A 14,338-nucleotide genomic window follows, 5' to 3' on the forward strand; every position below is an offset into this window, starting at 1 on the left:
CATACTCCTTCTGAAAATTAGGCTTGTACGAGTACATTTCCAATCACATCTGACAAATCGGATGCATTTCGCCCATCTTCAATACACGTGTAATGATTGCCCGCTATTTCTTGCACACTAAATTCCCCAAGACAAATATCCTGCCAGTAGTTCAGCGTCATCTCATTCGTTCCTGGCAGCAGCGTAAACGCTTCTTGTGCGAGCAGAAAACGAATATTTCCTACATACGGCAGCGGCGTAAAGCAAGCTGATTTCAAACTTTGGCGGTACACTTTAAATAAACCTTCTGCCATCTCAACTGGCATCGTTGCTCCGTTATAGGTCGCCACCGCATCCGAGTAAGCTGTAAAGCGCTCTCGCAGGGTTAAGCTATCTAGCTTTCTAAACAGTGCGCCAACTCGGTCAAGACCTTCGTCTCCACCTATTGATAGCGTAGCACCTGCTGGCACACTCTTACCGTGGGCTTCAAACATATGCAGTAATCCGCGCTCGAAATCTCCTGCCTCCACACCACTAAATCCTGCTTGCTCTAGCGAAATGTTCAAGTTCGGCACAAATAAAGACTCAATGACCAAGTCGTCTTCAATTTGATAAAGCACAGGATGGCTATCTATTAGCACCAAATCGACTATATCAATGCCTTTTTCCATCAGCCTTCTAGCTACTTCAACGGCGATTAAGCCACCTAGACAATAGCCGATTAATTGCACTTTCACATGGCCCAAAGCTAGTAACCGTTCAGCATAATCCTCTGCTAAATGTTCTATCAAGCTTGAATGCTCTATCGTACAATATAGCTCAGCATCCTTTACGGTGATGCCCACCACAGGCCCGAGCTGTTGTTTATCAAGATGAGCAAGCAGCAAACGGAAACAGTTCATCGTTCCGAGACCTGCATGGAACACGACGCGAAGCAATCCGTCATCCCCACCGCCATAAGGAGTAAGCACGGCATTGCTTGAGCTATCTGTCTCCTCGATAAGTTCAAGCTCGTTAGAGGCAAGCTCCTTCTTCTTCATGTGAGGACGAATAAATTGTGCCAACTCCGCCACGGTCGGATAGTTGAGCATTTGTCTGAGTAAAGCATCAAATGGAATGTCTGTCCCGAATGACTCACTGGCAAGCCGTTCACGCAGCTTTCCGGCAACTTGAGCCATAATCAGTGAGTCGGCCCCACGTTGATAAAAATTGTCTGATTGGCCGATGGTCGAGAGTCCCAAAGCTTCTGCCCATTGCTGTGACAAAAGAGTTTCCAACGGATCTAGCGGAACGTTGTCTGTTGGTGCAACAGCAACACCGCTAGTAGACTGGATGTTCCATTTCAGCAGCTCACGTCTGTCCATTTTGCCGTTGCTCGTTAATGGCATCGAATCTACAATCTGAATATTCGTCGGCATCATATGGGCAGGTACATAATTGGATAGAAATTTTACGAGATTCGGAACATATACCGCGACTCTATCCAGCTTCACGCGCTTAACCAACAGCTGCACGTTCCGTGCTGGGCACATATATTTCCACACCTCGTCAGCCATAACTTCTGACTTACCTATTGGCCAATCAGATAGTACGGCTTGATCCTCTTTAGCTGCGCTCAAGATCATCCAGCCACCAGGACAAAGGAGCTCGTTTAGATTACGCTGAGCCGTCGCAGGATCCTTGGCTCCATTACATGTGAAGTCGGTAATCACAATATCAAAGTTATTTGACGCGAAGCCTTGTGAGCGGTAATCTTCCTCGGCATTTAGCACACCGTAACGAACATTAGAAGTTATTTCAGATTTAGCGTTTGCTTGTGCTTGAGCAACAAGTTCCGAAGACACGTCTGTGTACCAGAAATGCACATCGACTCCTTCTAGACCTGCAATCATTTGCTCCAAGCTCATGCCTGTACCAGCTCCTAGTTGTAACATACGCAGTGGTCGATCTGCTTGCTTGCTGACGACCCGTTGAAGCAGTCGTGTTACGGATTGCTGCATCGCATTTAACGCAGCAGCTTCGTTCCCCTGCCCGTCCACTTGAACGAAATATTGCTCAATACCATCTACCATTTGCTCCAATAGCTCGACCTCTTGCTCCCGAGAGCAATCTTTTTTACGAGCTGTCTCCACGTAACCTAGGAGCGACTTATCATCGCCCACACCATCTACGACTACGGCCGCTGCCACAACTGCAGGATGCTTGGTCAGTGCAGACTCAATCTCTCCCAGCTCAATACGGTGACCCTTTATTTTCACTTGATTGTCTTCACGGCCAATAAATTCAATTTCGCCACCAGGCGTGTATCTTCCCAAGTCTCCCGTACGGTAGAGACGCTGCCCATCAACAGGATGATGTAAAAATCGTGCTTCTGTCGTTTCTGGATCTCCGAAATATTCTGTCGCAAGACCATGTCCCGTAATATACAGTTCACCCGGCACCCAGACTGCGCAGTCACGCATATTCGCATCTAATATGCGGAAGCCTTGATTGGCAAGCGGCCGACCGTACGGTATGCTGCTCCAATCCTGTTGCAACCCCTTATACGTATGGAAAATAGACCAAATTGAGGCTTCCGTTGCTCCGCCGAGACTAATAACTTGCACAGATGGTACACGCGTAATCAACGTGTCTGGTAGACTCATAGGTATCCAGTCACCAGACAGCCAAGCGAGCCGGAACTTCGGCAAGCTAATTTGCGGCTCAACTTGTAAATAAGCAAGCAGCATCTGCATGAGAGCCGGAACGGAATTCCACATCGTCACTTCGTGTTGCATCATCAACTCCGTCCAATGCGACGGATCGGTCATTCGTTCGACGGATGGCAAAATCAACGTTCCACCAGCCGACAACATTCCAAAAATGTCATACACAGACAAGTCGAAGCTCAGTTGCGCAAGTCCAAGCATCGTATCATTAGGCCCCACATGAAAACGGCTGTTCAAACCTGCTATCGTGTTAGCAGCGGAACGATGAGTAATAACTACACCTTTGGGCTGACCTGTTGAACCAGAGGTGTGAATGATGTAAGCTGGCACATCAGGATTTCCTTCAGCCATAAGCGTATTTTCATGATGTGGTTCCAGCTCGTCCACTTCAATCACCGTTATGTGATCAGGCCATTGGATGTGGCTTGTTGTACAAGTCAGCACATGACGAGCTTCCGTTTTATCCAAAATAGCGTTGCGCCGTAATTCTGGCTGGTGTACATCAATAGGCACGTAGACTGCTCCGGCTCCCAATACGCCCAATACTGCTGCAAGCTGATATGCTGATTTATCCATCACGATTGCGACAAGGTCTTGCTGCCTACAACCGGCAGCTTGCAATTGTTCACGAACTGCCGAGGCTAGCAGTATAAGCTCTCTATATGTGAACTGCCTCTCACTGTCAACTACAGCAATTCGCTCTGGAGACAGAGCTACCTGTTCCAAAATACCGCTATGCAGGAGATCAGTCGGTAACGGAGCCGCGGTATCGTTCATTTGCTTACGCTCATCAATCTGCCATTGTGGCAGCGCGATACACACCTCTTCATCCCATGCTTGCTCGCTTTCAGCCAATAGACGAAGCAGCGTTTCAAACACAGCGAACATATCTTCTGCCATCCCGGTTGGAAAGACGCCTTCCCGAATATCCCAATTTACTTGCAGTCCCGATGCTCTATCCATCGCTTGACAGTCGATAAATACTTGCGGCGTTTGGCTAATCCCTTGCCCCTGCACTTGCCCTTGCAATTCATTACCTTCTGTTGCCTCCACTAGTCCAATCGCACTCGTAAACACAAACGGCATCAATGCTGCGTCCCGTCCACGTCTGCGGGATATTTCTCTTAACACCTCGACACCGGAAAATAGTCGATGGTCTAAATCAGCAAACAGCTGGCTGTTTATCGCTTTCGCTTGCCCCTGAAAAGTATTGCCTGCCATCCAATCTACAGCCAGGAGACTGACTGAAGTAAAATCACCCACGATCTGATTTACTTCAGGGTGCAGAGGAAGTCTGTTCAGCACAGTCAGATTCAGACAGAACGAACGATTCCGGCTCCAACGCTCAATAACAGCCGCATATGCGGTCATGACAGCAGTCGTAGGCGTTAAGCCACGCCGCTGTGCCCGTTGCTTGAAGCTGTTCCATGTCGGGGCATCCATTTTCAGATAGCGCCGGATAAATTGCGCCTTGCCTGCATCATTGTGCTGCCTTGCTAACGGCAAATCCGGCGCGGCAGGCAGTGTATCCAATCTACGGAACCAATAATCTTTGTCCCGAGAATAAGCAATACTTTCTCTTAGGCTGCGCTCAGCAATCAGATAATCTCTGAATTGGAGCGTATACGTTGGCAGTTCTAGTTCACGGTTGTAATAGAGCGCTTCAAATTCCGAAAGAAGCAGCCAAATACTCGCCCAGTCAGCAACTAGAAATTCAATCGAAAAATGCAGGACTGCATGGTTAGGTGTATGAGTCACAGCTACATCAAATAATGGCCAGCTGCTTGTATCGTAAACGCGGTGTCCCATCTCAGTACGCATGTGTTCAAGGCTTGCTTCAACTTTGTCATAATCCCAGTCACTCGCATCTGTAAATCCCACTTCAAAGCGCGGCACATGTTCCATTACTTGCTGATAGCTGTTCTTATCGATGACCGCGCGCAGCATATCATGACGAGCAATTAATTGATTCCATACCGCTTCCACCCTGCTGTGCTCCAAATCGATGTAATTGAGCTCCAAATAAATGTGGCAAGCGACACCACCATAGCCAAACACATCACTACGACCAAGCAAGTAAGCAGACTGAACATCGGTCAATGGGAATGGCTCATATCTGGAATCAGGATCACATTCGACTGTAATCGGTTTGTGTTGCAGTTCAAGAAATTCTAGTATCGCGAGTTTGTTCTCTTTTAACGTCTGTAGGTCATTCGCGGCAAGCACTCCCTGTGGTGCTCTGTATCGCAGCTTGCCGTCCTCTTCCCACAGCGTTACTCCCTCTCCTTGCAATCGTGCCACCAAATCCCTAACGAATAATGAGCTGTTTTGTGTCATAACTTAATTCTCCTAGTTCTATAAGTTTATTAAGTTCTGTTCGTTCACTACGTGCAAGTCGAGCTATTATTCAAAATGTGTTAACGATTAGCCGCAACAAATCGTGCTCCATGCAGCAAATTGGTATCCAGAGACTGATTCAAACCTGACAGCGCCACTTCGATGACACCCTGCTGCGAAACAGACTCTGCCCGCAGCCACTTATCATGTGCCAATAGGGATTGAAAAGAAGTAGAAAGTTGCTGTGGCACCCCCATTTTCACCCATTCGATACCAGTAGCGCCATTTGGATGTTCGATTCGTTTAGGCCGCTGCGGTGGATCATAATGGGAAACCATAAATGGGAGACCTGTCTCGTTAGGTGCAAAAAGACTGTATCGGACCATGCTTCCATCGGGACGAATTCGCTTGCCATTAATAATCCGTGATGTTGGAATTCCAGAATGATTCATTGTCTGTCGTATCTCTTGTAACTCCATACGATTACGTTGTGCACTCAACATCTCTACATTTGGATTGCGTGCGGGTTCCAAAGCGACATCGCACCACCCCTCTGAGAGACTGGACCAATGCTTAAATCGTTTCCCTGCACCACGTCCGTAGAACACACCCAAGGGCAAACTCAAGTATGAAAAAGATGTAGGAATTTGGAAAAGTTCAATAAACGGCCCAGCTTCGAACCACAGCAGTGCATTGTGTGCCCGTTCTGGCGCGCTGCCCCATTGCATCGTAAAGCCAAGCGACTCGTAATCACGTACGGCTGTTGTGATATCGGCAACCTTGCATATAATATGGCTACATTTCAGCATCGTTTTTTTTCCTCACTGCGAAAAATTGTTGTCCAAGCGGAGCGAGCAAATGTTCCTCATCAATAAGGGTCAGCACTTCCGCAGCATCCGCTCGATAGAATACATCTTTCCATTGCTTAACGGACATAAAGGTGGATTGCGAGTTCTGTCTATCATCCTCTGGATGTGTCATCATAAATGCTTGTGAAATTAAAATCTCGGGAAATTCACGGACAGGCTCCGTTAACAGCAGCCATCCACCGGGTACGAGCAGTTCCAACAGTCCAGCAACCGTGGCATCTGTATCGAAGGCATTATTCATAACACCCGCCGCGATGATGATATCTGCACATGCAGGTTGCAGTCCTTGCTTTGTAAACTCTTTATCAATATCGACAACCTGAAAATCCATCCAAGGCAGCTCTTGATATCTTTCTTTTGCTGACGCGATAAAGAATTGCGACACATCCGTGAACATATAGCTTGTACGGAGCACATCCGCACATGCAGCTAATCTGGGAACCACAACATCCGTAGTTGCACCTGTGCCAGCACCTATCTCGATAATTTTAAGCGGTTGTTCGGTACGAACAACTTGATCAACTGTAGCTACATGGGCATAGTTAGCATGGTTCACAGCAGCATTCTGCTGTTTGGCAGCCCCGATGCGAATAACCGCTTCAGACACGGCCTTGTTGAGGTAGCGGGCCGTTATCGTTTCACGATACAACGCATTGGCGTAGTCCATTTTCCCCTCTGGAAACAGCAAGAACGCAGCCTGCTGTTCACCACTCATTAGTTGCGTCAGCTGTTCAGCATTGCTAATCAAATAATCCATAGTAAGCGGTGAGCCAAATTGGCCGTCCCATATGTCTCGTACGACATTCCAGCGTTCAGTGAGCATACTATCTGTCACAATATTGACTCCGTATACATAATCGCCGTAACGCTCGATATAGCCACGGTCTGCGAGCAACACCAACCAGCGCATTACTACACTATGGTGCTGGGGTGCTGTATTCGACAGAGACAGAAGGTCAGAAACGTTGTAGGCTCGCACCTTTTCTGTGAGCAGCCCTACTTTTTGAAATGCATGGATCATCGAACTAAACACTGCGTGATCTAAGTTCCGAACGAACGAAATCACACGCTCCGTATCCAATCCAGACAGTTCGTTTTGAGCGTAAGCGGTACAAGTAGAAATATCTATTTGCTGCTGATAACAGAACGACATCACATCATGCTCGCTTTTAGCACTAACATTGTCATCTTCTGCTTTTAAGGCAGCTTCTTGTAAAATGTGAACAGGAAGCGGTTGATGTGTGCAGCCCGAGCGAAGAACAGGATAACCGAGTGACGCTGTCATTTCATGCCACTGTGTGGAACATAACAGATCTTGCTGAGCTCGCATGTTTGCAATGGAACGGTCTAGGCTAAGTTCTTTCATCTGTAACAAATCCCGAGCAATTGCTTGCGGCCATTGCTTTGTAAGAATATGTTGATAGCTTGTAGTCGTCGACGCGCCTAACATTTCTGTACTATGTTCGAGCACGTGCGTAGGACCTACTTTGTTTAATTCTCCAAGTATGTTCATGTTGTCAGGTATATGTAGGCGTGGATGCCAAACGACAGGACCATGGGTATCTGACAGAGAAAGTCTTCCTCCTTCTGTACCGATAGTCATTTGATGTAGTAAGTGAAGGTAATTGTCTGGGTCATTGGGATCGACTTCGTTATGGACTCGCAATGTAATAGGAACTTGACCAAGTGTGCCCGTCAGTACATGGAATGGCCCACCCTCCCTGCTTACAGAGTTTATTTTCCATGGGCGGATGGACGGCAATACTTCCGTAAAAATGTGCATCATCGGATATGACACTTGCGACGCAAACGCAGCGTCAATGTACAGCGCCTTCTGATGTTCAAATAACGCTTTTGCACATGCAATAAACTGCCGCACTGCAGGCAATTGAACATACAAATCACCTGTATAGAATAGGACACCATGCTGACGGGCCTTGCGGACACAGGCTGCCATGTCTTTATGATGAACAGGCTGTTCTTGAATGACATGAATGCCGCGTTCCAGTAGTTGTAGAGACAACTCCGTACCTTTTCCACCAAGAACACCTGAGCGCAGCACGACACAGGCAAGATCGATATCAGGCGGAAGTTGATCAATTCCGGTAAATACCTGTATTCCGTAATATGCAGCGCAGCTCCTTGTACGCTCGCTCCCCTGACCAAGTACACCTACTATTTCAAAATGATCAGGCAGCAATGTCAGAGCCTCAAGATAAAACTGCCCGAACGTAGAGCCACATACGACAGTACGCCATCTCTTCTTATTCATAGTTCTCCCTCCACGGTTTGTAACAGGTCGTCAATGGAACATTCCAGCACGTTAAATTGTGCATGGATGGCTGAATGACTAATTCGGTCAATGATACTGTGCGGCTGACTAATTTCAGCAAGCGGACGAACACCGACTGGAATTTCTCCCTCAAGTACGGCAATGGCTGCCGTAGCCACTGTCCAACCTGTCAATTGTGAGGAACTTTGTGCTTGCAGCACTATTGTGCGCACGATGTCTAGACCATCCTTCACGCCGCTGAGCTGCACGATAAAGTTGACATACTGCTGCCGTCCTGCTGCATCAAGCTCTGTAGCTGTACACAATCTCTTGATCGCATGACCTCGGTCAACAAGAAACTGGGCGCTCACTTCTTCAAGCACATTCGGCACATGTTCCCCATCGATTGCAAGGTACCATTCCCCATCACGAAGTGATAACGAAGCTGCCACAAACGCTGCTTCCTGATCGAAATAAGGATACAATGTTACTTCGCGAGTAAAAAAAGGAAGCGTTGCTTTTGTTTTACGATTAAGCGCCGAAGAGGAGCGTGAGCTATTTTTCCACGCAGCCATAGGTTCGTTGTCCTCACTTACAACTCCTACGAGGTAGTCTTCAGCTGCGGAGAATGTGAATTTGTCCAAGGCTCCCGTGTAGTAGCGCAAGGCATCAACCCTATCAAAAGATTCGGCGAGCCACCTTGGCAGCAAACCTGACAATCCAGGTGTTGCCCCTGCTGCATACAGCACCACCTTGTTGTGTTCAGTTTCACGCAGTTGCTCAAAGCGCGGGTCGACACCTGCATCCACATGATGGCAGCCTAACGACATGCACATCGCAGCCACTCGTGCAGAGGTCTGATGAGACGGCCCAGCACAGTTCACGACTACCACACAGCCGCGTACAAATGATTCTAAGCTTTCATCATCCTCAATAGTAACGTTGACCCATTCGGCCTGTGGCCACTTATGACCGTGCACAATTCGGGCTGGATCAGGATTTCTGCCGCCAATCCGCAGCGGCTGTTTTCCCCATTGGTACAGCATATTGACTGCTGATAATCCCACTTCACCATAGCCGCCTATAATTCCAATCATATTTCCCCTTCTTCCATGTACACAATTTCAGCGTGTTGTTCAGCCCGCTGTTGTTCAATACAAGCAGCTATTTGATCCAATGCTGGCGTTTCAAACATTTGCCGTAATGACAGTTCAACCCCATAATGCTCCTTCACTTCCGTAAGAAAACGTGTTGCAAGAAGGCTGTCACCGCCCATTTCAAAAAATCCCTGCTTGCGACCGATTGAAGAATTACCGAACAGTTTCATCCACATCGCAGAAACTTCTTGCTCCATTCCCTCATGGGGCTGTTCACCAACCATTGCATCAGGCTGAGTCTCACACACATGCAGCACAGCTTTACGATCGACCTTGCCGTTCGCGCTCAATGGAAGCCATGGTAATACTTCCAAATTCTCTGGAAGCATATGCGCTGGCAATTGGGTTGCAAGCTGCTGCAGTATTTCATCCGGGTACAACTCCGGCCGTGATAAAGGACAATCGGCTTCTATCATTTCTGAGAAAGAATGGTCCACCGACTTGCAACTTACAGGATGAAGTCCTGCTTGAATGAACAATTTAGCCCACTGCTGGGCTGACAACATCGGGCTGTATGCCTGACGTCGAGCATGGTCAAACTCAATAAATCCTCGATCCAACACAGCTGAGGTTACGAAGCCAAGCGGTGTAAGCTCACTGTGCTCTAGTGCAAACAACTTCCCGCCGCGTCGCAATAGCAAGGAGGCTACGGCTGCGCCGTGATACGGATCGTGATAACGATGAAGCGAATTAATAGCCAGCACCGCATCAAATACATATCGCAGCTGCTTCGGAACAGAACGGTTCGGCAGACGAATACAGCTGATTTCATGCGGTAGTCGACGTAATCGATCTTTTGCAGCTTCAACCATAGATGGAGCTGCATCAAGCAGCGTAAACCGAATTTCAGTTGGGTCAAGCAGTTCTAACAACTTAAGGGCAATCATGCCGCTTCGCCCACCGAGTAATGCGGTTTCGACAGGTTTTCCGCTGCTTTTTGCCATCCACTTGATTCGTACTTCTATTCGCTCAATTCCTGCGTTTGTTCCATCATCAAATATGGCTAAACGTTCGGGCGACAAAATATCATCTTCGAACAGCGCCATAGCTGATCGTTCTCCGCTTAAAATGCGGCGATAATCGTCCAATCGGTCAAACAGTCGCTGCTCAATGCACACGAGTTTGGAATCCTTCTCTGTCATTTCGATTGGAGTTGTCACATTCGTCGTCAATTGTGCAGCATATTCTAGCACACGTTCGAGTCGTACTCCTGCACGTATATAGCCTTCGTCCTCCACAATGACGTTGCGCTCACCTAGCCAGTGAAGCCACATGTGAAGCAATGACTCATATTCATCAGCTACATCCGGCCTCTTACATAAAGTTAAATCGCTTTTATTTTTGTCACATAATGTTTCGAAGCTTAACATGTTTACGAGTGTAGCCTCTACCATCTGAGCCTGTAATTCTCGTGATGCATCCTTAGCTCGAACATGCTCGATGGACTCTGGCACATATAGAACGTCTTTGAACGGTGTCGATGACGAATCAGCAACAACCGCCGCTATAAGCTGCTGTATTCCAGCATTTGAGGAAATGGTAGCTACAGCTTGACCGACTCCAACATACTGACGTAACGCAGCTTCAATTTCTCCCAGTTCAATTCGGTACCCGCGCAGCTTAACTTGTTGATCGGCTCTACCAAGGAATTCGATGTTACCATCAGGCCAATAGCGACCCAAATCCCCTGTTCGATACCAACGCTTGTCCTCACTTTTTTTAAAGTGTCTTTCAGTCAATTCTTCATTTCCAAGATAGCCGTGAGCCACCCCGTCTCCGCCGATCCATAGTTCACCAATGACCAGATCTGGACAATCACGTCCCATATGATCCACCACGCGGTAACATTGATTACTCAACGGCGTTCCGTAAGGGATTGAATTCCAATCTGGGTTTATTGATTTCACTTCGTAGTAATTGGACCAGATAGCAGCTTCGGTTGCTCCTCCAAGCGCAACGAAGCGGCAGTGTTCCGATTTCCGCATAAGACGATCATAAAGATCGAGGCCAACCCAGTCCCCCGATACGAGCACAAGACGCAGCGCAGTTAATACATGAGTCTCACTCGACGCAATCAGCAGCATTTCGAATAAAGCAGGAACAGAGTTCCAAACTGTCACTTTCATTCTACGAATTTGATCAAGCCAGACAAGCGCTTCTCGTCTCGTACGCTCAGTAAGTAAGGCAACCCTGCCGCCAACGGATAGAAGACCAAATATATCGTAAACGGAAAGATCAAAGTCAAGCGCAGAAACAGCCAGTACCGTGTCACATTCGTTCAAATTAAATCGAGTATTTATGTCAAATATCGTATTATGTGCCGCTCTATGCGTAATTTCTACACCTTTCGGCTCTCCTGTTGAGCCAGAAGTAAAAATAACATACGCCAACGTATCAAGCTCGGCAGCAACCGGATACGGTAGTGGTAAACTTGTAAGCGCTTGCTCAATATAAATGATCGTCATATCAGTTGGTTCCGCTACCGGTAAAAATTCAACTTTATCCATGATCGCATAGCGGATGCCACCAATTCGATATATCCGATCGCGTCGTTCAGCCGGCTGGCTTATTCCAATTGGTACATATGCTGCCCCAGCAGCTAAGACAGCTAACACCGCAACAATCTGATCGGCTCCTCTTGGTAGTGTAATAGCGACTAAATCTCCTCGGTGAACACCTTTAGCTATGAGAAACGCGGCCAGTCGCAAAGCTTTATCCGACAGTTCACCATAAGTCATAACTTGTTCGATTTCATTCTCGTCCCAAAGTAAAGCCTTTCGCTTCGGATTGTCATGTGCTTGCGCAAAAAAATCGGCATGAATAAGTTTTGCATCAACTTGGACTTGCGTAGCATTTACCCGTTCACGTACGAGCCTTTGAGCTTCAGGAATCATATCTGGAAGCTGCTCTTCTCCTTCTATGAATCTACTCACAAGTGAGGTAAAAGCTTCTACCATGCAAGCTGCCGTTTCGTGCGAAAACAAACTATTTCTCACATCCCAGACAACGTCTACCCGCTCCTCTTGCTCAGATAAATGGCAGCTAACGCTAACTTGTGACAATACGTCTAACTCAGATGAACGCTGTTGATCACCATGTGCTCCACTTGGCGAATGCTCAAGTGAATCTGCTTGACGTGGACTGTAGGATGCTGTGCATCGCAGAGGAGGCAGCAGCGAATCAACTTCAGGTTGTGAATGGTGAAGTTGATTGTCCCATGTTCGACAAAGGTCACTCCACTTCTGATCCTGAACCGGTGTATATGCAATCGTCGATGCCGAACGTAATCGGTCTGTGAATTGCCTAATCGGGACAGCACTTGACTCACGAATCAACTTCATGGTCAAATCAGAACTCGAGCTCCATCTGCTGACAACTTCGCTGCATGTAGCAAGCAGTACTGATGCTGACGAAACCGAATACGCCTTTGATAAAGTATGAATCTTGTGCCACTGTTCCTTGCTTATACAGCATTCCTTGCGAATGAATTCAGTGTTGTCGGTAAACATTGCTCCCAATGACATACCATCACCTCTCTATGTAACAAAAAATAACAGCAAACATATGGAATCATAGTTGAATATCCGGAAAGATCGGAAAGGATATCCATACTATCCATTAGTAATGATAATCATTATCAATATAAGTTTGCTGTTTAAAAACTACCCTATATCATTTTAGCTGTCAATACATTTCGAGGTAATTTCAGGTATTTTTTGTGTCGTCAGGTTTCATTACTAGAGTTAGACCTTAAACGATATTCACTCGGTAACAGGCCGGAACTTTTGCGAAACGCGGTTGAAAAATTACTTGCTTTTTTGTATCCAACTGCTTGTGAAATGTGCTGAATGCTGTATTCAGTATGTTGCAGCAACTTCTGTGCATGACTCATGCGTTTGCTATGTATATACTCGAAAATCGTACACTTATACACTTTCTTGAACGTATACTTTAGCTTGGTTGCACTCATACAAGATAATTTAGCTAATGAATCTAGTTGAATGTCGAGTGCAAAATGGTCGTTAATGTATTCCATTACGTTAGCAAGGTGTTTCAAATCATGCTTGCACACGCACACTGATGAACCATTTACTGCTTGCTGGTTTGTATGTGTTCGGTGAACGATGAGTGACAGTGCCTCTGCTACTTTGCTTTCATAGAACAGCTTTGCCCATATTCCAGTAAGATTGCATGTCTTAATTTGCCCTAATAAATTCATCAGTTCAGGAAAGTGTACTGCACCATCAATGCTTACAAAAGCATCACGCGGATCCTCGTATTCTCCCGGAAACCGTGCCTGCAAGTAAGTTTTGTAATACTCAGGCATAATATAAATAGCCGTACAGCGAATCGGAATATTTTTATGATAAACGACCTGATATAGATCATTGTTGCCGACATGCCCCTTAATACAAGAACAGTTCAGTCGTCTAGTAGGATTAAGTTCCTCACCTGATACAGAATCATAACAGCTTACACATAAATATTCGGGTTGAGCAAACTCCATATACATATCTTCATAAACGATGCAGTCCTGTACCGTAATGGCAAACAGATTGTCATACGTATATAACCAAAAGTCCCCCTCCCCCTTCTCGCTGGAAAGTGAATAGCGCGCACCTTCCAGGTTGAATCTTGTATCACACTCATCGCGCTGAAATCCATAATGTAACAGATGTGCCTCGAACATCTCTATCTTTTCATTTTTCATTGTTCATCTCCCATACCCACGCAGGACAAACATACACCCGTCCAAGACTAAATCTTGTCCTCATAATTGACCGTTGACTGCATGAGTTTATAGTATTAAATGAGCTGCTTTGGTATCCATAATTTATCATTTCACCAATACATGCACAAGTCATTGAGAAAGATAATCATTATTAACAACTGAATTAAAGGGGGCTAATGACATTCGGGCATGTCAAGACAATTAGACAACAGACTGCCCGTCATATGGACATTCGTGACAATCTTGAATGAGAACAGACATAGAGATGAGCGGAAGGGAATGTA

At 46.5% G+C, this 14,338-nt stretch carries 6 protein-coding genes; all 6 read right to left on the reverse strand.

The genetic code is table 11. The annotated features are described in order from the left end of the window. Positions 1-17 precede the first annotated feature (17 nt). The 6 genes from IFO66_RS13760 to IFO66_RS13785 all read right to left on the reverse strand — a co-directional run bounded on the left by IFO66_RS13760 (position 18) and on the right by IFO66_RS13785 (position 14,033). The gene (locus IFO66_RS13760) at positions 18-5,024 is read right to left on the reverse strand and encodes a non-ribosomal peptide synthetase (protein WP_192025699.1); all 5,007 of its coding nucleotides are present in this window, start codon (positions 5,022-5,024) and stop codon (positions 18-20) included. Positions 5,025-5,104: 80 nt separating this feature from the next. Beyond that, the gene (locus IFO66_RS13765; RefSeq protein ID WP_192025700.1) at positions 5,105-5,833 is read right to left on the reverse strand and encodes a VOC family protein; all 729 of its coding nucleotides are present in this window, start codon (positions 5,831-5,833) and stop codon (positions 5,105-5,107) included. Continuing rightward, a complete protein-coding gene (locus IFO66_RS13770; RefSeq protein ID WP_192025701.1) occupies positions 5,820-8,165 on the reverse strand; it encodes a Gfo/Idh/MocA family oxidoreductase in 2,346 nt (781 codons plus the stop codon). The genes IFO66_RS13765 and IFO66_RS13770 overlap by 14 nt, the downstream gene beginning before the upstream one ends. After that, positions 8,162-9,262 (reverse strand): saccharopine dehydrogenase NADP-binding domain-containing protein, encoded by a 1,101-nt coding sequence (locus tag IFO66_RS13775; protein WP_192025702.1) that lies wholly within the window; start codon positions 9,260-9,262, stop codon positions 8,162-8,164. The genes IFO66_RS13770 and IFO66_RS13775 overlap by 4 nt, the downstream gene beginning before the upstream one ends. Further along, positions 9,259-12,846, reverse strand: a complete 3,588-nt coding sequence (locus tag IFO66_RS13780) for an amino acid adenylation domain-containing protein (protein WP_192025703.1) — start codon at positions 12,844-12,846, stop codon at positions 9,259-9,261. Before IFO66_RS13780 ends, IFO66_RS13775 begins: the two co-directional genes overlap by 4 nt. A 200-nt stretch (positions 12,847-13,046) precedes the next feature. After that, positions 13,047-14,033: a helix-turn-helix transcriptional regulator gene (locus tag IFO66_RS13785; RefSeq protein WP_192025704.1), complete on the reverse strand. Its 987-nt coding sequence runs from the start codon at positions 14,031-14,033 to the stop codon at positions 13,047-13,049. Positions 14,034-14,338 lie beyond the last annotated feature (305 nt).

This window comes from Paenibacillus arenosi (assembly GCF_014841135.1).
GTDB lineage: Bacteria > Bacillota > Bacilli > Paenibacillales > Paenibacillaceae > Paenibacillus_B > Paenibacillus_B arenosi.